The sequence below is a fragment of the Mageeibacillus indolicus UPII9-5 genome, assembly GCF_000025225.2.
In the GTDB taxonomy this organism is placed as follows: Bacteria; Bacillota; Clostridia; order Saccharofermentanales; family Fastidiosipilaceae; genus Mageeibacillus; species Mageeibacillus indolicus.
The window spans coordinates 1,019,381-1,039,928 of the sequence record NC_013895.2 but is presented as its reverse complement, the minus strand read 5'-3'; the positions used below and the strand labels follow the sequence as shown (position 1 = coordinate 1,039,928).

At 43.9% G+C, this 20,548-nt stretch carries 19 protein-coding genes and 1 pseudogene; 15 read left to right on the top strand and 5 right to left on the bottom strand.

Features of this window, described 5'->3' with window-relative positions:
* Positions 1–39: 39 nt before the first annotated feature.
* From HMPREF0868_RS04635 to pyk, 6 genes are all read left to right on the top strand, one after another.
* Positions 40–1,224: an NAD(P)-dependent malic enzyme gene (locus tag HMPREF0868_RS04635; RefSeq protein WP_012993545.1), complete on the top strand. Its 1,185-nt coding sequence runs from the start codon at positions 40–42 to the stop codon at positions 1,222–1,224.
* Positions 1,225–1,345: 121 nt separating this feature from the next.
* Positions 1,346–1,825: an NUDIX hydrolase gene (locus tag HMPREF0868_RS04630; RefSeq protein WP_012993544.1), complete on the top strand. Its 480-nt coding sequence runs from the start codon at positions 1,346–1,348 to the stop codon at positions 1,823–1,825.
* Positions 1,826–1,828: 3 nt separating this feature from the next.
* A complete protein-coding gene (locus HMPREF0868_RS04625; RefSeq protein ID WP_012993543.1) occupies positions 1,829–2,413 on the top strand; it encodes a chromate transporter in 585 nt (194 codons plus the stop codon).
* Positions 2,410–3,003 carry a chromate transporter gene (locus tag HMPREF0868_RS04620; protein WP_012993542.1) on the top strand — a complete coding sequence of 198 codons (594 nt, stop codon included), beginning with the start codon at positions 2,410–2,412 and terminating at the stop codon, positions 3,001–3,003. Before HMPREF0868_RS04625 ends, HMPREF0868_RS04620 begins: the two co-directional genes overlap by 4 nt.
* Before the next feature lie 32 nt (positions 3,004–3,035).
* The gene (locus HMPREF0868_RS04615; RefSeq protein WP_012993541.1) at positions 3,036–3,629 is read left to right on the top strand and encodes a hypothetical protein; all 594 of its coding nucleotides are present in this window, start codon (positions 3,036–3,038) and stop codon (positions 3,627–3,629) included.
* A gap of 105 nt (positions 3,630–3,734) precedes the next feature.
* Positions 3,735–5,474 carry a pyruvate kinase gene (pyk, locus tag HMPREF0868_RS04610; protein ID WP_012993540.1) on the top strand — a complete coding sequence of 580 codons (1,740 nt, stop codon included), beginning with the start codon at positions 3,735–3,737 and terminating at the stop codon, positions 5,472–5,474.
* A gap of 178 nt (positions 5,475–5,652) precedes the next feature.
* On the opposite strand, the gene pssA is transcribed toward pyk, so the two are convergent.
* Together pssA and HMPREF0868_RS04600 are read right to left on the bottom strand one after the other, a co-directional pair.
* Positions 5,653–6,225, bottom strand: a complete 573-nt coding sequence (gene pssA / locus HMPREF0868_RS04605; RefSeq protein ID WP_012993539.1) for a CDP-diacylglycerol--serine O-phosphatidyltransferase — start codon at positions 6,223–6,225, stop codon at positions 5,653–5,655.
* A gap of 3 nt (positions 6,226–6,228) precedes the next feature.
* A complete protein-coding gene (locus HMPREF0868_RS04600; RefSeq protein ID WP_012993538.1) occupies positions 6,229–6,864 on the bottom strand; it encodes a phosphatidylserine decarboxylase family protein in 636 nt (211 codons plus the stop codon).
* A gap of 179 nt (positions 6,865–7,043) precedes the next feature.
* Between HMPREF0868_RS04600 and HMPREF0868_RS04595 the strand changes: the two genes are divergently transcribed.
* The 5 genes from HMPREF0868_RS04595 to HMPREF0868_RS04575 all read left to right on the top strand — a co-directional run bounded on the left by HMPREF0868_RS04595 (position 7,044) and on the right by HMPREF0868_RS04575 (position 12,924).
* A complete protein-coding gene (locus HMPREF0868_RS04595) occupies positions 7,044–7,454 on the top strand; it encodes a hypothetical protein (protein ID WP_012993537.1) in 411 nt (136 codons plus the stop codon).
* A gap of 171 nt (positions 7,455–7,625) precedes the next feature.
* The gene (locus HMPREF0868_RS04590) at positions 7,626–8,948 is read left to right on the top strand and encodes a S1C family serine protease (RefSeq protein ID WP_049779002.1); all 1,323 of its coding nucleotides are present in this window, start codon (positions 7,626–7,628) and stop codon (positions 8,946–8,948) included.
* 173 nt (positions 8,949–9,121) lie between these two features.
* Positions 9,122–9,376 (top strand): hypothetical protein, encoded by a 255-nt coding sequence (locus HMPREF0868_RS04585; RefSeq protein WP_012993535.1) that lies wholly within the window; start codon positions 9,122–9,124, stop codon positions 9,374–9,376.
* Between the two features lie 48 nt (positions 9,377–9,424).
* Positions 9,425–11,158, top strand: a complete 1,734-nt coding sequence (locus tag HMPREF0868_RS04580) for an ABC transporter ATP-binding protein (RefSeq protein WP_012993534.1) — start codon at positions 9,425–9,427, stop codon at positions 11,156–11,158.
* Positions 11,155–12,924 carry an ABC transporter ATP-binding protein gene (locus HMPREF0868_RS04575; RefSeq protein WP_012993533.1) on the top strand — a complete coding sequence of 590 codons (1,770 nt, stop codon included), beginning with the start codon at positions 11,155–11,157 and terminating at the stop codon, positions 12,922–12,924. The genes HMPREF0868_RS04580 and HMPREF0868_RS04575 overlap by 4 nt, the downstream gene beginning before the upstream one ends.
* Positions 12,925–13,160: 236 nt before the next feature.
* Here the strand turns inward: HMPREF0868_RS04575 and HMPREF0868_RS04570 are convergent, their stop codons facing one another.
* Both HMPREF0868_RS04570 and gltX read right to left on the bottom strand, forming a co-directional pair.
* A complete protein-coding gene (locus HMPREF0868_RS04570) occupies positions 13,161–14,882 on the bottom strand; it encodes a glutamine--tRNA ligase/YqeY domain fusion protein (protein ID WP_012993532.1) in 1,722 nt (573 codons plus the stop codon).
* Position 14,883: 1 nt separating this feature from the next.
* Entirely contained in the window at positions 14,884–16,344 is a 1,461-nt protein-coding gene (gltX, locus tag HMPREF0868_RS04565) for a glutamate--tRNA ligase (protein ID WP_012993531.1), read from the bottom strand.
* 183 nt (positions 16,345–16,527) lie between these two features.
* Here gltX and HMPREF0868_RS04560 point away from each other — a divergent pair, with 183 nt between their 5' ends.
* A complete protein-coding gene (locus HMPREF0868_RS04560; protein ID WP_012993530.1) occupies positions 16,528–17,430 on the top strand; it encodes a DUF5685 family protein in 903 nt (300 codons plus the stop codon).
* A gap of 31 nt (positions 17,431–17,461) precedes the next feature.
* On the opposite strand, the gene HMPREF0868_RS04555 is transcribed toward HMPREF0868_RS04560, so the two are convergent.
* A complete protein-coding gene (locus HMPREF0868_RS04555; RefSeq protein ID WP_012993529.1) occupies positions 17,462–19,135 on the bottom strand; it encodes a formate--tetrahydrofolate ligase in 1,674 nt (557 codons plus the stop codon).
* A gap of 310 nt (positions 19,136–19,445) precedes the next feature.
* Here HMPREF0868_RS04555 and HMPREF0868_RS08780 point away from each other — a divergent pair.
* The 3 genes and pseudogenes from HMPREF0868_RS08780 to HMPREF0868_RS04545 all read left to right on the top strand — a co-directional run.
* Positions 19,446–19,610 (top strand): annotated as a pseudogene (locus tag HMPREF0868_RS08780) (J domain-containing protein); the annotation flags it as partial.
* A gap of 13 nt (positions 19,611–19,623) precedes the next feature.
* Positions 19,624–19,908 (top strand): hypothetical protein, encoded by a 285-nt coding sequence (locus tag HMPREF0868_RS08675; RefSeq protein WP_242821306.1) that lies wholly within the window; start codon positions 19,624–19,626, stop codon positions 19,906–19,908.
* Positions 19,889–20,404 carry a hypothetical protein gene (locus tag HMPREF0868_RS04545; protein ID WP_012993527.1) on the top strand — a complete coding sequence of 172 codons (516 nt, stop codon included), beginning with the start codon at positions 19,889–19,891 and terminating at the stop codon, positions 20,402–20,404. Before HMPREF0868_RS08675 ends, HMPREF0868_RS04545 begins: the two co-directional genes overlap by 20 nt.
* The last annotated feature ends 144 nt before the right edge of the window (positions 20,405–20,548 follow it).

The window sequence follows — 20,548 nt, the reverse complement described above, 5'->3', positions numbered from 1 at the left end:
TCGCATACATATTGTGGTGCAGAAAAGGAGTTTAATATTATGGCAAACGTTTTTGAAAGAGCATTGGAATTGCATGCAAAATTGGCTGGTAAGATTTCTACCGAGTTAAAGGGACCTCTGGAGACCAAGGACGACCTGTCTCTGATGTATTCTCCCGGTGTTGCGGAGCCTTGCCGCGCCATACATAAAAATGTTGAAGATGCCTACAAATATACATGGAAAGGCAATACAGTAGCCGTTGTTTCGAACGGTACGGCTGTGCTAGGCTTGGGTGATATCGGAGCTGCTGCAGGCCTGCCGGTAATGGAAGGAAAGTGCTGCCTGTTCAAACGGTTCGGCGGTATCAATGCTGTGCCGCTAGTTATTGACACCAAGGATACCGAAGAAGTGATCAACTTTGTTAAAATGGTTGCCCCTACATTCGGTGGAATCAATCTGGAAGATATTGCTGCGCCTGCCTGCATTGAAATTGAACGCCGACTTAAAGCGGAACTCAATATTCCAGTTTTCCATGATGACCAACACGGTACGGCAATTGTTGTAACGGCCGCTTTGATTAATGCATTGAAGTTGGTAAACAAAAAAGCCGAGGACTGTGTAGCCGTTATTTCCGGTGTGGGCGCGGCCGGTTCATCCATTATCCATATGATTCAGAGCTTGGGTGTGAAAAATGTCTACGGTTTCAATAGCCGCGGCCTTTTAAATCGTAAGCACAAGGATACTTACACCAATAAACTTTATGTTGAGCTGAGCCAAATTACCAATAATGATGCGGAAGATTTGACTTTGGAAGAGGCTATGGCCAAGGCCGATATTTTCATCGGTGTCAGTGTACCGAATAAAGTGACTAAAGCGATGGTTAAGAGCATGAAACGTGATCCAATCGTATTTGCTATGGCCAATCCTGATCCGGAAATCACTTATGATGATGCGAGGGCGGCCGGCGCACGGGTTGTCGGTACCGGACGTTCGGATTATCCTAACCAAGTTAATAACGTACTGGCTTTCCCAGGCTTGTTCAAAGGAGCTTTGGCTGTTAGAGCTACCGAAATCAATGAAGAGATGAAGTTTGCCGCCGCTGAGGCTATTGCAGCCTTGGTCGCGCCGGAAGAACTTAGTGAAGAATATGTCATTCCGTCACCGTTTGATCCACGGGTGGCTGATGCAGTAGCTAAACAGGTTTCCGACAAAGCGAAGCAAATGAATGTTATTCGCAAAGCTTGATTGCCAGTTGTGGGCAATAAATATTCCTGATTATTACATCATCCCGATCGATTTTCGGTCGGGATTTTGTTATTATCAGATATAACGATTACGATTTAAGAAAGCTATTAAGGAAGATAATATGGATTACGCAAATTTGACAACTTTGGCATATCTTTTTAAAGATGATAAATGCCTAATGTTACATCGCATAAAGAAAAATATCGATGTCAACGCCGGCAAATGGATTGGAGTTGGCGGCCATTTTAAGCTTGGCGAAATGCCCGAGGAATGCCTGCGACGTGAAGTTAAGGAAGAAACTGGGCTGGAATTGCAAAGTTGGGAATGGCATGGAGTGATCACATTCAATTCGAAGGGATGGCCTGACGAATACATATTTTTATACTCATCGAAATCGTTTACTGGCGAGCTTAAAGCATGCGATGAGGGTGAATTGGCTTGGATTCCCCAAAAGGATTTGCTGAAACTTAATTTATGGCCAGGCGATCGTATCTTTTTAAAACTTATGCTTGCCAAGCACAGCCCGTTTTCGCTGAAGTTGAGCTATGAAGGTGATGATTTGATTGAAGCGCGGCTCAACGGAGAATTGATTGAATTATAATATATGGTAAAGAAAAAATACGGAATCATAAAAATATTTTTTACAATGCTTTATCTAAGTGCATTTACTTTTGGCGGTGGCTACGTGATAATTTCATTTATGCGGCGCACCTTTGTCGATAAATGGGAGGCTTTTACCGAGGAAGAAATGCTCAACATGTTGGCCTTGGCGCAAGCTGCCCCTGGTCCGGCTGCGGTTAATTCCGCAACTGTCGTGGGCTACAATCTGGCCGGCATACCTGGAGTATTGGCGGCAGTGATCGGTACACTCATACCGCCGTTCATTACTTTCAGCGTAATAAGTTACTTCTATGAGGCGATAATGCAGAATCATTGGCTGGCTTTGGCCATGCAGGGCATGAAGTTGGCGGTTGCTGCAGTTGTTATTCAGACGGCCGAAGCACTGTTTTGTCCTTTGTGGCAAAAAAGCAGCAAAAGTTCACGTTACCGCTTAAGCATAATAACCATTGTCGTTGTTTTGGCAGTTGCTGTTTTTAAGTTAAATCCTATTTGGGTAATTATAGGGATTCTCTTGTTCAGTATTTTTTCATATAAATTTTTAATAGGACGAAAGAAGATACAGGGATGATTTGGCGATTATTTTGGAATTTTTTCCGCATCGGAATTTTTGCTTTCGGCGGCGGCTATGCGGTTTTGCCGCTCATTCAGAGAATTACTGTGGATGAGCAAAAGTGGTTTACCCCGGAAATATTTGCCGATTTGGTGAGCTTGGCAGAGATGACACCTGGCCCTTTAGCCGTAAATGCGGCGACATTTGCCGGACGTAAAGTTGGCGATACGCTTGGATCACTGGTTGCTACGGTGGCCATAAGCCTGCCGGCGGTGATCATTGTGGTAATTTTGGCAGTTATCGGGCAAAAAATTTATCACTACAATCTGACTAAACACGTATTAAGCGATTTTCGCCCTATGATTGTCGGCTTGATTGCCGCAGGGGGAATCAGTTTGTTGATTACCGCAGTGCGTGAGACATTGCTAAATCTGCCAATCACCAAGCTGTATCCGGCGATTGAAACATGTTTTAATATATTGGTAATAGTTGTTTTATTTTGTGGCCTTAAGTTTAAAAAGCTATCGCCGGTGACGGCGATTATCGTAGGTGGACTTGCGGCGGTTGTATTACATAGCGTTGCTGCAATGGTGTATGATATAATCTAGAGTATTGGCTAACTTGTATTGGGAGATGCTTTATGGATTTTTTAGAGGGGGCGTTACTTGGCCCGTTATGGAGTGATACTGATTATGCAGACAAGCCGCATCGCTTTCCGGCGATAATTTATATTGCCGTTTTTTACGGTATATTGCTTAAGCTTTTACGCCAAAACTCGGTGCCGCTTATATTTAAGGGTCTTGCGCCGCTTATATGGTTGATGTTAACCCTGCTTTTTATGGTGGTATCGACTTTTTTGGCTTCAAAATATTATCGGTTAAAACTGCCAGGAAGATTCACCATTTTATTTACGATAGGCGTGAAATATGTGTTCGGAACAGGTTTTTTTATTTCTTTATTTAGGCCGTTGTACCAAATGGATTTAACCGGTTTCAAGGACTGGGTGATCGGCATTATGGATAGCACGGTAGGGGAGTTTATTTCCAATGCGGCAGCTAAGTTCAGAATCATGGGGTTGGTGATCAGCGGAATTTTTTCGGCCGCTATGGGTATGATCATTTTTGTGTTGGTAATAACCATTTTACTCATATTACCGGTGATTTTTTTGCGTTTGATACGTTACGGACAAAATTTACTTGATACTATACTTATGCACAGCAAGTTTACGGTGTAATTTAAAAATTTGGACAATTTTTGTACTTGTAACTGACAACGGTTTGGCTTATCATTTTTAGGATGGATTTAATTATAACGATTTATGATAGAGAAGAGGTATCATATGAGAAAAACAAAAATTATTTGTACATTGGGTCCGGCTACTGATGACGAAAATGTCTTGCGCGAATTGGTTCGCAGCGGCATGAATTTGGCACGGTTTAATTTTTCTCACGGCACCCATGAAGAACATTTTAAACGTCTACAACTTTTGCGCCGTATTGTTGCTGAAGAAGGTGCGACAGTTGCAACTTTGCTTGATACCAAAGGGCCGGAGATTCGTACCGGACAGTTCCCAGAAGGGAAAGTTGAGCTTAAAATGGGCGAAAAGATAGTCATCAGACATGACGACGTGCCTGGAAATGCCCATGAGTTTTCCGTTAGCTACAAAGACATGCATAAAGATGTGAAAGTCGGCTCACCGATCCTCATTGATGACGGCAGTGTTGAGTTGCTAGTTGACAGCATTTCTCCGGAAGGTGACATCAGCTGTACCATCCAAAATGGCGGCTTTGTCAGCGATTATAAAAGCATCAATCTGCCCGATTCTTTTGTGAATTTACCGGCACTGACTGAGCGTGATGTGAGTGATTTGAAATTTGCGGTTGATAACGACATGGATTTTATCGCTGCTTCGTTCGTACGTCGCCCCTCTGATGTTGCCGAAATTCGCCAAACTTTGGAAAGATTCGGCAATCGTGATATCAGAATTATTGCCAAAATTGAAAATCGGGAAGGCGTAGATAAATTTGAGGAGATCTTACATGTATCTGACGCAATTATGGTTGCTAGAGGCGATTTAGGTGTAGAAATACCTGCTTATGAAGTACCGCGTGTACAAAAGAACATGATCCGTCTTTGCTATAGATTTGGGATCCCCGCCATTACCGCAACGCAGATGCTCGACTCGATGATCCGCAATCCGCGTCCGACTCGTGCTGAAGTCTCTGATGTAGCCAATGCTATTATGGACGGAACATCCGCAATCATGCTTTCCGGTGAAACCGCTTCAGGTAAATATCCGGTTGAAGCTCTGCAGATGATGAGCAGAATTGCTGAAGAAACCGAACGTAACTACGATTATTGGGATTTCTTCCGTCACGCGGGTGAGAAAGTACGCCCGACTGTAGGCAATGCGATCAGCCATTCATGCTGCACTACAGCTATGGACTTACAAGCTAAGGCCATTGTTGCTATGTCCATTTCCGGCCGTACGGCGCGCCTCATTTCGCGCTTCAGACCTGGATGCCCGATTATTGCAACGGCAGCTTCCGAGAAAGTCAGCCGTCAGTTACAGCTCAGCTGGGGTGTTATTCCTTATCACGTAAAACCGGTTAACACAACTGATGCCATATTCCAAAAAGGTGTGGACATAGCTGTTAATTCAGGCTTAGTAAAAACGGGTGATGTTGTAGTCATTACTTGCGGAACACCGGTTGGTATGAGTGGAACTACTAACACCTTGAAAGTTCAAAACATCGGCAATGTTCTTTGCCAAGGCAAGGGAATCGGTAAGGGCATAATTTCTAAAGAAGTGTTGAATACTTCGGAAAAAGATTTTAGTATGTCTAATATACCGAGGGACAAATATATTGTCGTAGCTAAAAATACCAATAATGATCTCATGCCGTTGTTGCGTCAAGCTGCCGGTATCGTGGTTGAAAATCCTGATCCTAACGGTCATGCAATCACCGTTGCTGAAGCTTTAAACATCCCAGTAATCTATGATTGCTCGAATGCAACCAGTATTTTACGCAGTGGTCTGATTGTCAGCATGAATGTTAAATCAGGACTAATTGGATGATTAGCTGCAGGTAAGAACGAAGTTGATTTAGAGATGAAAAGAGGCGAGTCGCGATGCGACCGCCTCTTTTAGTTTATCCTAATGATTACAAGTAAAAAAAAAAGCTGAAAGAATAAAATCAATCAAAAACAATTAAAAACCAATGCTAAGGGAAAGGGTTGACACGGCGGACTTTGCTTCAGCGTTTTTGTAACTTGAATTTACTGATCATTAAGACACCCAATATGGCTGTTACAATAATTGTAAGCATGGAAACGGCAAGGCTGCATGGTTGCCCATGTCCAATAAAAACCATAAGTAATAGGTTAATCAATGCTGTCATTCCACCGGCCAAAGTAATCGGTATTCCGACAAAATAGCTTCGATCGTCCTGAATGTTGAACTTGGCTAAACGTAAAGCACCGGCCATTGGGAAGAATAGCACAACTAAGTACAAGATAATTGTAGGCAGGGTTCCTCCTTCGTTTGCGGTAAGGTTGTACAAACGCCAAGTTAGAATTGCCGGAGCTACACCGAAAGAAACGAGGTCACTGAGGCTGTCTAATTCTTTTCCCAATTCACTTACTGTATTTAGCTTGCGTGCCATTTTACCATCGAAACGATCAGTGAAAGCGGCGATGATAATCAGCAGAGCTGACCACAGATAAGGAATGGATCCGATTCCTGACGATGCTGATATCAAAATAGAAACAACCCCTAGAGTGAAGTTGGTTAACGTAAGAATATTTGCTATATGAGTTCTTAAATTCATAGGTTATCCTTTCTTAGCGATTGAAGTTTTGTTGCCACGCACTTTGTCTCCCGGGCGGACTGTGATTTCCGTGCCGGCCGGTAACAAAAGCTCGGTGCAGGAGCCAAATTTTATCATACCAAAACGCTGCCCTTTTTTTATTTCATCGCCCACCTTTACATCACATACGATACGTCTGGCTAAAATTCCGGTTATTTGACGAACTTTATACCGAAAACCGTCCGACATTTTTACGCCGATCGTCGCTCTTTCATTTTCATCGGAAGCGTGCGGCTTGTAGGCCGGTAAAAATTTGCCGGGACGGTAATTGTAATATTCAACCGTTCCGGAACCGGGGGTTCGATTGACATGTACATTAAAGACGGACAGAAAAATTGTTATTTTCTGAGCCTTGGCTCCGACGAAATCATCATCAACTTCCGTTATGCTCATCACCTTGCCGTCCGCCGGGCTTATTAAAATATTTTCGGTTTCATCCACCGGTCTAGTAGGATTGCGAAAGAACCACAATAAAAACGCCAGCAATATGAGGCCGGGGATCAGTAACCATGGGGCTATTATATACAATAAAATATTAAGTATTACCGTTAAACTCAGATAAGGAACGGATTCTCTGCATAAAAATATTTCTCGTTTCATAACTTCCTCCAGTGGTATTTAATTATCTCATAAAAAGCATGGTCGTTCAATCAGAAAATATTACTAGGCGTTTTTATGATACAATACCTTCAAGGGCATATGTGCAGTATATAAAAAATATCAAGCATAAGTATTTCGTGTGCTTGTTGTACGACTTTACAAAAATAGGGAGAAAAATCATGACTCATATAACATTAGCGGAATTGTCAAAGAAGTTGAAACGCTATATTTGGCCAGCTTCGGCATTGACTGCCCTAAGCTTTTGTTTTGTGGTGCGCGGCGTACTGGCTATGGTTGATGGCAAAATTGGCTTAGGCTTGCTAATTTTTTTGCCGGGAACCTTGGTATTTGCTTTTGGGATTAACTGTTTGCGTGCTCTCTGTAAGCAGCTGAGAATAGTCAGACATAAGATGAGTGAGGGCTATAGATACGTCGATTCCGAGTCTGAAACTGGGGCAGAGCTGCTTGACAAAGTAGCTGACGAATCACATCATGATAAGGCACCAGCCAAAGTTTCAGCCAATGCCCCAGTCAAGGTCACGCTTACCAAGGTGGATGACAAGACGGGGAATGATGACTTGAAATTTTGAACCGCTGTACGGCCTGGGCGCGGCGGAGTTTATTTCGATCTCGTGTAAATTTTGTTAACCGAGCGAATTTGTTTAATGATTATTTTATTTTCCGCTTTTTTTGTGCCATAAAATTCTTTTCGGCGTATGATACATTATAAGCATAAAGAAAATGACAGTGAGGTAACTTATATGGAAGACAATACCAATACGACTTATCGGGCTGAATATACTGTTTCAGAGGATTCGGCCACTTCGGGAAATGACAAGGCTAAGGCGGCTTCGGCTGCAGAGGCGGCCAATTATTCTACCTCATCAGATTGCGCTCATAGCGGTGAGGCTGGCTCACCTAAAAAATTAAAGCCCAAATTCCCTTGGCTTCGTATTCTTGCCATGATGCTGGTTTGCGTTCTGCTGGGCGGGGCGGTTGGTGGTCTTACCGTCCATGAAATAGGTATGCTGCCGCCTAATTCATCTAATAGCAAGCACAGTGAAAACGATAGCTCAGTGACCAACATGTTGCAAAACGCACAACCTAAGGCTACTGAGGCGGCCAAAACTTTACTTAAAAAAGACAGCAAACTTTTGACTCCGGCTCAAATCGGAGAGAAGGCAAGTTTGGCTGTTGTAGCCATTAATACTCGTACTCGGGTGCAAAGTATATTCGGCCAAGCTGACGCGGAGGGCGCTGGATCCGGCGTTTTGATTTCCCCGGACGGTACAATAGTAACTAATAATCACGTTATAAATAATGCCACTTCTATTTCCGTAAATTTGGCAAATGGGAAAAAATATGATGCTGAAATAGTTGGTCAAGATCCTACCACCGACTTGGCGGTAATTAAAATTAAGGGCAAAAATTTTCCTTATCTTTCAATGGGCGATTCGGCAAAAGTTAAAATGGGAGATCAGGTCGTGGCCATTGGCAATCCTTTGGGGGAGCTTGAAGGGAGTCTGACCGTAGGTTACATAAGCGCTACTAACCGTAACTTATCCGTTAAGGAAGATGACGGCCGCGTAACTACAATGTACGGCTTGTTGCAAACCGATGCCGCAATTAATCGTGGTAATTCTGGCGGAGCTTTGATTAATATGTATGGCGAACTAATCGGTATAAATTCCATGAAGACTTCCGCTGTTGGTGTGGAAGGATTGGGCTTCGCTATCCCTGTGAGCACGGTAAGGCCCGTTGTGGACGATCTGGTAAAATACGGCAAAGTTAAGAATCGTCCCAGCATCGGCATAACAGGCAGAGCCATTAGTGATGAGGTTGCGAGAGAGTACGAATATCCTAAGGGAATATATGTTCTTTCTGTACTTAAAGGCAGCCCTGCGGAAAAAGCTGGCCTGAAGAAAGGCGATGTAATTACTGCTATCAACGGTAAAAGCGTAGCTTCCGTTGCCGATATCAATGGCATTAAAGTTCAGCTTAAAGCCGGCGATGTAATTAAAGTTCAAATTTATCGCAACGGTGATCAGCATGAAGTTTCACTTACTTTGGCCGGAGAAAATTGAAATCGCTGGCAAACTGTAAGAATGCACAAGATATAGCAAAGTATAAGATAAGGCCAAGCGTGGCCATGATAAAGTCCCTCTCTGAATCGAGGGACTTTTATCGCTTTTACCATCTTGTTATTTAGCTAATTAATCCATATAATAAAATTATATTAGTGTTTTCGAGGTGCTTTATGAAATTATATGATGTTGATGCTGAGGCTTTTGCCAAACTTATTGCTGGTTGCAAAGGCAAGGTTGTTCTAGTGACTGAGGACGGTGACCGCTTGGTTACCAACAGTATGTTGTCGGCTTTGGTCGGTTTTTCCGCATTTTTATCGGTAGCCGAAGCTAAAGAAATTGAAATTGAATGTGAGAATTCTGAAGACAAGAAACGTGTGCTTGACTTCATGATGCAATATCGTCACGACCACCACTTGGAAGAATAATTTTGTTCATTTGAAGCCGCCCTCTTCGGGGGCGGCTTATTCTTTATTATGAAATTTTTTAAAAGTGTTTTACAAAAATATAGTCGATATTTTATCTTAGGCCCATTGTTCAAGTTTATTGAAGCCGTGTTTGAGTTGTTGCTGCCTTTGCTGGTGGCTTTTCTATTAAAATTGGCCTTCAATCAAGGCTTTAATGCGGCATTGAATTATGTCTGGCTTTTGCCACTGTTGTCCACCGCCGGGGCGGTGGCTGCTTTGGTATGTCAGCATATGGCAGCAAAGGCTTCACAAGGCAGTGGAACGGAATTGCGTCGACAAATTGTCAGCAAAATACAGCGGATTTCGCTAGAAAATATCATCGGGGACGGAGCGGAGTTTTATCTCAGCGGAGCTACTGACGATGTCAACAAGCTGCAAACGGTAATTGCCATGACCATTCGGCTTTTGGTACGGGCGCCGTTTATCTGTATCGGCTCGATTTTGATGACCCTGTTTATCGATCGAAAAATTGCCGCCGTTATGGTTGGTATTTTACCGCTTTTTGGATTTGGCATATATTTCATCATTAAATTTATAATTAAACATTATCGTTCGCAGCAAGTTGCACGTGACCGGCTTACTCGTCTAATCAGCGATACATATAATGGTTTAAGAGTGATCAAGAGTTTTAATGGTGCAATTAAACAGAGGGAAAATTTTGCCTCCGCCGACCGGAACCTAATTGATATAACTTCTCGGATCGATTTTACAGCGGCTTCAATCAATATTTGGATTGTCTTATTTCTACAGCTTACTGAACTCGGAATTTTGTACCTCGGAGGGGTGGAGATCAGTCAAGGAGATATGATCAAGCCACAATTAATTGCCGTAATCAACTACTTTAATCAAATGATCATGGCGACGTTGGTGGTGGCGAATTTAGCAATACTGTTTCCACAGGGTTTTGCCGCGGCAGAGCGAATTAAACGGATTTTAAACTTGCCGGAGTTGCCGGAACCTCCCGAAAGCCGGGCAGAAATCGCCAAAGTCAAAGCGTCTTGGAGTAAAAATACCACGAACGGTTTGGAGATAATAAATGTGAGCTACACCTATCCGGGGGCGGCCGCAGCAGCGCTCGCCGGAATTACTTTTTCTCTGAATCCTGGCGAAACCCTCGGTATTATCGGTGGAACAGGCAGCGGCAAGTCAACTTTGCTGAAACTTATGTTGGGCTTTTACTTGCCAAATTCAGGTGAAATAAAAATTGGCGAGTCGGTGTTGAGGCAGCACAATCAGGCTGCTTGGGGAAATATGTTTTCGTATGTGCCGCAAGGCGGGGTGCTGTTTAAAGGCACGATTGCAGATAATTTCCCGGATTCTGACGGGGTAAGACAGGCTTTGGAAACTGCACAGGCGGGAAATATAGTCAACTGGCCGGATGATCGGGGCAAAGAGGTTATGAGTGCCGGTAAAAACTTTTCTGGCGGTCAACGGCAACGCCTATCTATAGCTCGCGCCTTGCTGGTAGAGGCGCCAATTTTGCTTATGGATGATGCTTTCAGTGCTTTGGATTTTTATACTGCTTCATTGGTGCGGCAAGCTTTAGCAAAGAATTATCCACAGCTGACCAAAGTAATTGCCGGGCAACGTATTGAAACGGTAAGCAAAGCCGATAAGATTTTGGTGCTGGATGCGGGGCGACAAGTCGGCTATGGAAGTCATGCTCGGCTTATGTGCAGCTGCCCACTTTATCAAAAAATTTATTTGACGCAAGTGGGTGAGGCAAGAGGTGAATCGGTATGAACGGAAAAGAACTGAAGTCAAGTATCAAGTCAATATTCAGATCTGTCTATCCTACTTCTGCTCACCCCGTGTATTCGGCCATATACAGTCAGCGTTATAAATTTATATTGGCGATGCTGATGAGCGTGATCGTGGTTGTGATCACACTACTATTGCCTCAATTAGTTAGCAAAATTATTGACAGCTTCAGCAAAGGCGGGGCTTGGCCGCGTTCGTGGTCACGGGATGCCGGATTTTTCATTGGTTCAGTTGTAATTTTAGCCGTCAGCTATGTAATGATGAATAAGCTTACCGTGAGATTAATCAATGAGGTTGTGTTTGCTTTGCGTCAGTCAGCCTATGCCAAGCTTTTTAAATGTCCACTGTTAAGGTTAGATCAGTTTTCAGCCGGGGAAATGGTAAGCAGGTTGATAAATGACTTGAATAACATAAAAGACGGTTTTTCGACCGGCGCAATTCAGGCGGCAGGTAACGTAATTGCTATTTTCGGAGCATTATATTTGATATTTGATTTGAGCTATATGGCGGGAGTGGCCGTGCTGGCAATGACTCCGTTTTGCTTTACTATAACATACAATCTAGCTCGGCGTGCAAGGCGATATTTTAAGGCGCAGCAGGAGATTACATCTGAAATGACGGCACTTTTGCAGGAAAATTTGCTTAATGCCGATATAATGCGAGCTTTACACCGCAAAGAAAAATTTTTGGCTGATTATGAAGCATTAAACGATCGTCTGGAGGTTGTCGGACGCCAGGCCCAATTTACGGCTTCGCTAACCAACCCTGCTACGCGGTATGTGAATAATTTGCTTTATGTAGTAATTGCCTTGATTGCTGCTAAACTCGGCAGCGACGGCAGGCTTAGCTACGGGGCGATTACGGCCTTGATAAGTTACACGCTTATTTACGTGGCACCGATTAACCAACTCGGAGCCATCCTCGGTGAAATTCAAAAAGCAGTTACGGCTGCCCGCCGTCTGGCCGATTTCATCTGTTTACCGGAAGAATCGGTGACGGAAGGTGAAATGTTGACATGGCAAGGCGGCAAAGTGGAGTTCGAAAATGTAAGCTTCAGCTATTCACCCGATAAATCGTTTTACCAAAATTTTAATTTGACCGTCATGCCAGGCGAAACAGTGGCTATTGTCGGACCTACCGGAGGTGGCAAAACTACCTTGGTTAATTTACTTATGCGTTTTTATCCCTGCCAAAGTGGCAGAATTTGTTTAGATGGGCAGGATATAAATAAGGTGGCGAAGGACACGTATTACCATACGGTAGGCATGGTTTTGCAGGACACATGGCTTTTTAATGATACGGTGGCGGCCAATATTGCTTATGGTTCTGAACGAGCTACTCCGGCCGAAGTTGAAGCGGCTGCGCGAACTGCTTGTGCTGACAGTTTTATTCGGCAAATGCCGCAAGGTTATGCTACTCTTCTCAATCAATCCGGTGGCAATTTGTCGCAAGGGCAAAGGCAACTACTGACAATAGCCAGAGTAGTTTTGCTGCGGCCACGAGTGCTGATTCTTGATGAGGCTACTTCCAATGTCGATGTCACAACGGAACAGATGGTGCAGGCAGCTTTACAGACAATACAGGAGCATTGCACAACCTTTGTCATAGCCCACCGTTTGTCGACAATTAGGGAGGCCGACAGAATTATTTATATCGATAACGGTAAAATATTGGAAAGCGGAAATCACATTGAATTAATGGCCAAGCACGGTTGTTATTATCGAATGTACATGAGCCAGTACGTATAAAGTAAAATGGAGATAGGACTGCTGGCTGCTGGCGGAGTGAATTCTACGAAGCAGAAATAATGTGACTCGTGGATCACCGAAGTTGCTGCATAAGCTGCTTGGCATAAGTCGGTTGCTATTGTAGCAAAGAGAAGACCGACAAGAATATTTATGAAACAATATTTCTTGCCGGCCTGCAATTGCCTATTTATCCACCTAAGCCTTAGCCTGAGCCTGGGGGCCGTCGCCTGAGTACATCAGTTCATTGACGTAGGTTTAAAGCTGTCTTTCAGCGATACACTTCGGTTGAAGACAAGTTTTTCAGAAGTAGAGAACTTAGTGTCGACAGTAAAATATCCGGTACGTAAAAATTGGAAACTGTCACCGGGTTTGGCCTGCTTAAGCCAAGCTTCAGCAACTGCACCGGGTAAAATTTCTAGCGAATTTGGATTCAAATATTCTTTAAAATCGACTTCGCCGTTCTCCGGATTAGGATCAGTGAACAACTCACTATACAGACGTACTTCGATTGGATAAGCATTATCCTTGTCAACCCAATGAATCGTACCCTTTACTTTGCGCCCGTCAGGCGTGTTACCGCCGCGCGTAGACGGATCATAGGTGGCATATACTTTAGTCACGTTGCCGTAAGCGTCTTTTTCACAGCCGGTACATTTAACAATGTAGGCATATTTTAAGCGAACTTCATTACCAGGATAAAGCCGGAAATACTTGCGAGCCGGATCTTCCATAAAGTCATCAGTTTCGATCCACAAATGTTTGGAAAACGTGATCTCGTGAGTCGCTGAGGCCGGGTCTTCCGGATTGTCCTGAGCAACAAAAGTTTCGCTTTGACCGTCGGGATAGTTGGTTATTTCAAGTTCGACCGGACGAAGTACTGCCATTGCGCGATTAGCTTTTTTGTTCAAATCTTCCCGCAGGCAATATTCCAAAAAGGCAAATTCGACGGTTGAAGCTACTTTGGAAACGCCAATGCGCTCACAAAAATTACGAATGGATGCTGGGGTGAAGCCGCGTCGCCGCAAACCACATAAGGTCGGCATACGAGGATCGTCCCAACCGTCAACGTAGTTGTTTTCAACTAATTCACGTAACCTGCGTTTACTCATGACCGTGTGAGTCAGACCCAAGCGACTGAACTCAATCTGCCGCGGCCGGGCAGGTACGTCACAATTGGCTATAACCCAGTCATACAGCGGACGATGATCTTCAAATTCCAAGGAACAAAGTGAATGAGTAATATTTTCCAGGGCATCTTCTATCGGGTGGGCAAAATCATACATGGGATAAATACACCATTCATTACCCGTGCGGTGATGCTTCAGATGCGCAATGCGATAAATTACCGGATCACGCATGTTCATATTTCCGGAATTCATATCAATTTTAGCGCGTAAGGTGAGTGAACCGTCCGGAAATTTCCCCGCACGCATTTGGGCAAAAAGGTCAAGACTTTCTTCAATCGGACGATTACGTTCGGGCGATTCAACTCCCGGTTCGGTTAAAGTCCCACGATTGAGGCGCATTTCCTCTGGGGTCATGGAACAAACGTAGGCCAGACCGCGTTTTATCAAGCCTTGTGCCAGACGATACATTTCTTCGAAGTACTCCGAAGCGTAGAAGAAACGGTCATCCCAATCAAATCCAAGCCAGTGAATATCTTCTTTAATTGCATCAACATATTCAACATCTTCTTTGGCTGGATTCGTGTCGTCCATACGAAGATTACATATTCCTCCGAATTTTTCGGCATTACCGAAATCGATACAAAGTGCCTTGGCATGGCCAATGTGTAAGTAACCGTTAGGCTCTGGTGGAAACCTAGTATGAACAGTCTTTCCAGCGAAACGGCCACCTTCTGCGATATCTTCTTTGATCATTTCTTGAATAAAGTTAAGTCCGGTTGCGGAATCCCCGGTCGGTTCGGACGAAAGGTTAGAATTGATTGTGTCACTCATATTATTTACCATTTTCTTTCTGTAATTTTGCCAAGCCTGCTTCCAGACGACGTAAACTTTCCTCTTTGCCTAATACGGTTAAGATTTCCACTGCTCCACCTGGGGTAACTAGTTGTCCAGCTGCGGCAATACGCACTGGCCACATGATTTGTCCGTTCTTACAATTTCTTTTGGTGGCGGCTTCCAACAGAAAATCGTGAAGTGCTTCGGACGACCAAACAGGGAGGGCAGTCAATTCGGGAATCAATTCTGCCAGAACTTGCTTGGAAGATTCCAAAGTGGTTTTCATCTTTTTATTTACGTAGATAGAACATTCGTAGTCGGGCAATTGTGCCAAGAATCCCAACATTTCAGGAATTTGGCTCAACTTTTTTAACCGAGGTTGCAACAAACCGGCCAACAATTCGTCATGCGATGAATCATTCGGCAAAATTTGACGAAGATAGGGACAGCAAAGTGCGGTGAAGTCGGCTAGAGATTTTTTTTGCAAATAAACTGAATTAAACCAAGCGAGTTTGTCATAATCAAAAACAGCCGGAGATTTGCTGATGCCTTTAACAGAAAAAATCTTTTCCAGTTCTTTAAGGGTGAATATTTCTTCGGTACCACCCGGAGCCCAACCAAGTAAAGCAATATAGTTAACTATTGCTTCGGGCAAATAGCCTTCTTTAACCAGGTCCTGGAAACTTGTCGCTCCATGTCGTTTGGACAGTTTAAGTCCGTCACTGCCGAGAATCAACGGCAGATGAATGTAAGTAGGAATCTTATAACCGAAAGCCTCATATAGTAAATTATATTTGGGGGTGGAAGATAGGTATTCCGAGCCGCGGACTACATGAGTTATGTGCATGGCGTGATCGTCGACCACATTGGCAAAGTTGTAGGTAGGATAGCCGTCAGATTTAAGCAAAATCTGATCTTCCAGTTCTTTATTTTCTACTGTGATGGCTCCATAAACTTCATCGATAAAGGTTGTTGTGCCGGTGAGCGGCATTTTCTGCCGGATAACATACGGTTTGCCTTCTGCCAGATATTTTTCGACAGTGACCTGATCTAGATCGCGGCAATGACGGTCATAGCCTGAATGATCATTGGCGGCGTGTTCATCCTTCAGCTTAGCGAGCCGTTCTTCACTGCAAAAACAATAGTAGGCTTTACCAGCTTTGACCAGTTTTTCCGCTTCCGGACGGTAAATGTCGCGACGCTCGCTTTGAATATAAGGGCCATAAGGGCCTTCTTTTCCTGGTCCTTCATCATATGATATGCCCACTTGAGCCATGGTTTCATAGATTACGTCAACACTGCCTTCTACCAAACGACCGCGGTCGGTATCTTCCAAACGGAAAACAAATGTACCGTTGTTGGACTTGGCAACTAAGTATTCAAATAATGCCGTTCTCAAATTACCGATATGCATAAAGCCGGTCGGACTTGGCGCGAAACGGGTTCTGGTCTCACACATAAAACTTCCCTCCTGAAACTATATTAACAATTACAATTGACATTGCGTAAACCCATAATTAAACTTAATATTATCACTTTACGCCAACATCTGGCAATAATATCCTTGTGATACTTAATCCACCAATCTATGAGATGCATGAGATGCATGATTTATGATGTATGAAACGAGACGCAGGTAAACATGTTCGGATATATAAAACCTTATAAGCCTGATTTGACCTTCCGCGATTTTGCCGAATACCGTGCCGTATACTGCGGTCTGTGTAAAACTATTGGTCGTAAATCAGGCCAACTGATGCGCTTGGGCCTTACCTATGATGCGACATTTATGGCGATTCTGCTCTTGGCACTCAACGAAAAACCGGCCGCTAAGGATTCGGAAACTTGTATCGTTCACCCCGTGAGTTCCCATCTGGTTATGGCCGAACAGGTCGTTTTGCCGGCGGTAGCGCATATGATGAACATCTTAGCCTGTTTGAAACTCGAAGATAATTTGCAGGACAAAGAGAAGGTTATATTAAGTCGCTTATTGCTGTCTTACATAGACAAAAAGCAGGACGTGGCAGATTTTAAACGTACGAAAGCATCCGCTGCGGTAATGGCTGCCCTTGAAAGGCTACATATTGAGGAGCAGGCCAAGTCTCAGGCTTTGAACCCTGTTTTGATGGGCGAAATTAATGCCGAAGTGGCAGCGACAATTTGGCGATATATGAGCGGAACTATGCGAAAAGATTGGCAACAGCTTCTGCCGGAAGGCGTACGTGGAAAATATGACGGGCTAACGGAACGGTTGGCCGATTTTATTGGCTTATTGAGCAGTTGGGTGTATTTCATTGACGCATGTGACGATTTCATGGATGACAAGAAACACAAGCACGCCAATCCGTTCGCTTTTTGTAGCAGTGAAGAAGAGCTATGGCTGGCCGCTGATCCCTTACTCATTGATCTTGAATTACGCCTCAACGGTATGGCAGCTTGTTTGCCATGGCAAAATTACGTGGAAATAATTGCCAACGTTATCCGCTCCGGCCTGCCATTTACTCGTATGCTTGTTCGCCGTCACTTGCCGCGACCGCGCCTTTGAAGTAATGAACTTCCTGTCACTCAGCCCTGGTTTAGAACAAACCTATGATATTTCCGGTATCGTCGATATCAATATTAAACGCTGCTGGTTGTGCCGGCAAACCGGGCATAGTCATAATATTTCCGGCCAAGGCCAAAACAAATCCGGCACCGGCCGATATGTTGACGTCTCGCACCGTAAATTTAAAGTCAGTTGGACGTCCAAGTAGGCCTGCCTGGTCCGAGAGCGAGTACTGCGTTTTGGCGACACAGATTGGCATGCCGCCCAAGCCTTCCCGCTCATACATAGCCAATTTTTGCCTGGCTAATTTAGATATTTCTATCTCGCCAGCACCGTATATCTTCCGAGCCAGCTTTTCTATTTTTAATGGATAGCTATCTTCAAGCTCATAAGGAAAACTAAGTTCACGGTCTGGCTCAGCCGCTAAATCGGTCACAGCTTCCGCTAAAGCTAAGCTACCATCTGCTCCTGCGGCAAAAGCCTCTGTTACAACTGCTTTGACTTGATAACTTTCACAAAAACACTTTATTGTATCAATTTCCGATGGGGTATCACTGACAAACTTATTAATAGCGACGATCACTTTACAGTTATACCCGAGCATATTTTCAATGTGCTTAGCTAAATTGTTTAAACCGCTTTGTAAGGCTGAGAGATTGGGGATGTTGAGATCGGCTTTTTTTACTCCACCATTATATTTTAAAGCTTTTACGGTAGCGACAATGACTACGACGGCCGGTTTGATACCGTTTAGGCGACATTTTATGTCCAAAAACTTTTCTGCCCCGAGGTCTGCCCCAAAGCCGGCCTCAGTTACTACATAATCTGCGAGTTTGCGGCCGAGTTTGGTGGCGATGACAGAACTGCACCCATGGGCTATGTTGGCGAACGGACCACCGTGAATTAAAATCGGAGCGTGGTTCAACGCTTGGACAAGATTCGGCATGAGGGCATCCTTCAGTAATGCAGCCATGGGGTTGGCCGCTTGCAATTGAGCGGCTGTTATCGGTTTTCCATGACGGTCATAAGCCATGATCATCTTGGCTAAACGATCTTTTAAATTTTTCATATCTTCTGCCAGACACAAAACTGCCATCACTTCGGAGGCCACGCTTATTTGGAAATGTTCTTGTCGTGGCAGACCGTCATTTTTCCCGCCAAGGCCGATCACACAATTTCGCAGGCTGCGATCGTTCATATCCAGACAGCGTGACCAAGCGATATTGTGAATATTAATATCAGCCTCATTACCTTGAAAAATGTGGTTGTCGAGCAAAGCAGCGGCCAGATTATTGGCTGCGGTTATGGCATGAATATCTCCGTTGAAATGTAAGTTGAGATCTTCCATGGGCAAGATTTGTGCAAACCCGCCGCCTGCTGCCCCGCCTTTCATGCCAAAGACAGGTCCCAACGATGGCTCACGCAGAGCGCCGATAGCTCTTTTGCCCATCGCGTGCAAAGCTTCGACTAAGCCTATGGAAACGGTGGTTTTTCCTTCACCTCCGGGCGTAGGGTTTATAGCCGTAACCAAAATAATTTTGCCGTCCCGTTCATTCTCCAGTCGGTGCATTACTTTGGCTTGATCTATTTTAGCTTTATAAAAACCGTATGGAATTAATTCATCTTGCTGTAAGGAAAGTTTGGCGGCTACATCATATATAGGTCGCATGGTCGCCTGGCGTGCTATTTCTAAATCAGACAGCATAAAAAACCTCCTGAAACTATTTGGACAATTTTAGCATACTTGGCACGTGAGGGTGAATAATGCCATATTTATAAACGGACTGTTTTTCAATTTGTTAACAAGTCGGGGGCAAAATTTTGTTATAATAACAAAAAACGTAGTATTCGAAAGATAAGTTCGAGGTAGGGTCTGGAAGTTGCGATATACGATATACGCTGCGTAGGTTGTGCGGCTTCGGCGAACTCAGGGCAGCCGGCTGACCGATTCCAATTCAAATTTGTTGTAGGGGCAAGTGAACGGTTGCCACAATTATTTTTTTAGTGAGGTGCTTATGCAGGATCCATATGAGATACTTGGCTTAAAACCTGGTGCCAGTCAAACAGAAATCAGAGAGGCGTATGACCGTTTATGCCAAGTGTATTCTGCTCAAATTCAAACAAATCCTTCTATGCGTGATTTTGCCGAACGCAAAAGAAGCGAAATTGATGCTGCTTACAACAGTCTGATGTATGGGAGTACCGGATTCAGTCAAAATAGTTCGGCACAAAATGCCGCCAACTCAGGAAATTACAGCAATTCAGGTAGCAACGGTAGTTATGACGCATCAGGCAGCAATGGTAGAAATGCGTACTATGGCGGCACTTCTGGCGGCAACCCTTTTGGTTATAACAATGCATACAGTAGCAGCAATCAGGGCCTTTGTGGCAACACTTCCATTAGTGATTTGTTATGCGGCCTGTGCTTATTTGAAACCTGCTGTGACCGAGGTTGCATGTGCTGAACAAAACATATAAATTAACTCAAGCTGGTCTGCTTGCCGCTTTGTCGCTTGCTATATTCGTTATGAGCCGTTTTCTGCATCTCGGCTTGTTCAGCGTTGGCGTTATCCAGACCGTTTTGATTATGTGTGCCGTACTGATCATAGGCTTGAACCGAGCCGTATATGTCTTTGCGGTTGCTGCCATAGCCGGCCTTATTTTGACTCCGTCAAGTTATGTACTTTCGTACATTGCCTTTTTTGGCAGTTATCCGTTAATCAAAGCCAAGCTCAATCTGATCGCTTGTACGTTTTTAACAGGGCCGGCGGTTAAAGCGGTTTATTTTGCTGTGGTTTGGTTTACAATTGTTTTTGCCAATCGAGTGATGCGTTTTTTTGTGGTTGACGGTATTTTTTATTCGATTTACGTCGGTATGTTTTTCTTCATCCTTGCAGCGTTTATAATTGATTTTATCATTGACCGCTATGCTGAAAATTTACGTATTTGGTTACAAAGGCATCGATTAATTTGAAAGCATTGCAGTGTGTAGGCTCGCCGTATATGTATTTGTGGTGTACTATTGATACTTGTAGATGCTAAAGAAGTTTGGTTTTGATTGGCGTCAGTCAATTTTGTTAAATTGAAAAAAAAACATTGGCGTTATATCATAAGATAA

Excerpts from the sequence above, each read along its gene's own strand:
- HMPREF0868_RS04635 (WP_012993545.1), top strand. The coding sequence starts at position 40 with ATGGCAAACGTTTTTGAAAGAGCATTGGAATTGCATGCAAAATTGGCT.
- HMPREF0868_RS04630 (WP_012993544.1), top strand. The coding sequence starts at position 1,346 with ATGGATTACGCAAATTTGACAACTTTGGCATATCTTTTTAAAGATGAT.
- HMPREF0868_RS04625 (WP_012993543.1), top strand. The coding sequence starts at position 1,829 with ATGGTAAAGAAAAAATACGGAATCATAAAAATATTTTTTACAATGCTT.
- HMPREF0868_RS04620 (WP_012993542.1), top strand. The coding sequence starts at position 2,410 with ATGATTTGGCGATTATTTTGGAATTTTTTCCGCATCGGAATTTTTGCT.
- HMPREF0868_RS04615 (WP_012993541.1), top strand. The coding sequence starts at position 3,036 with ATGGATTTTTTAGAGGGGGCGTTACTTGGCCCGTTATGGAGTGATACT.
- pyk (WP_012993540.1), top strand. The coding sequence starts at position 3,735 with ATGAGAAAAACAAAAATTATTTGTACATTGGGTCCGGCTACTGATGAC.
- pssA (WP_012993539.1), bottom strand. The coding sequence starts at position 6,225 with ATGAATTTAAGAACTCATATAGCAAATATTCTTACGTTAACCAACTTC.
- HMPREF0868_RS04600 (WP_012993538.1), bottom strand. The coding sequence starts at position 6,864 with ATGAAACGAGAAATATTTTTATGCAGAGAATCCGTTCCTTATCTGAGT.
- HMPREF0868_RS04595 (WP_012993537.1), top strand. The coding sequence starts at position 7,044 with ATGACTCATATAACATTAGCGGAATTGTCAAAGAAGTTGAAACGCTAT.
- HMPREF0868_RS04590 (WP_049779002.1), top strand. The coding sequence starts at position 7,626 with ATGGAAGACAATACCAATACGACTTATCGGGCTGAATATACTGTTTCA.
- HMPREF0868_RS04585 (WP_012993535.1), top strand. The coding sequence starts at position 9,122 with ATGAAATTATATGATGTTGATGCTGAGGCTTTTGCCAAACTTATTGCT.
- HMPREF0868_RS04580 (WP_012993534.1), top strand. The coding sequence starts at position 9,425 with ATGAAATTTTTTAAAAGTGTTTTACAAAAATATAGTCGATATTTTATC.
- HMPREF0868_RS04575 (WP_012993533.1), top strand. The coding sequence starts at position 11,155 with ATGAACGGAAAAGAACTGAAGTCAAGTATCAAGTCAATATTCAGATCT.
- HMPREF0868_RS04570 (WP_012993532.1), bottom strand. The coding sequence starts at position 14,882 with ATGAGTGACACAATCAATTCTAACCTTTCGTCCGAACCGACCGGGGAT.
- gltX (WP_012993531.1), bottom strand. The coding sequence starts at position 16,344 with ATGTGTGAGACCAGAACCCGTTTCGCGCCAAGTCCGACCGGCTTTATG.
- HMPREF0868_RS04560 (WP_012993530.1), top strand. The coding sequence starts at position 16,528 with ATGTTCGGATATATAAAACCTTATAAGCCTGATTTGACCTTCCGCGAT.
- HMPREF0868_RS04555 (WP_012993529.1), bottom strand. The coding sequence starts at position 19,135 with ATGCTGTCTGATTTAGAAATAGCACGCCAGGCGACCATGCGACCTATA.
- HMPREF0868_RS08675 (WP_242821306.1), top strand. The coding sequence starts at position 19,624 with ATGGGAGTACCGGATTCAGTCAAAATAGTTCGGCACAAAATGCCGCCA.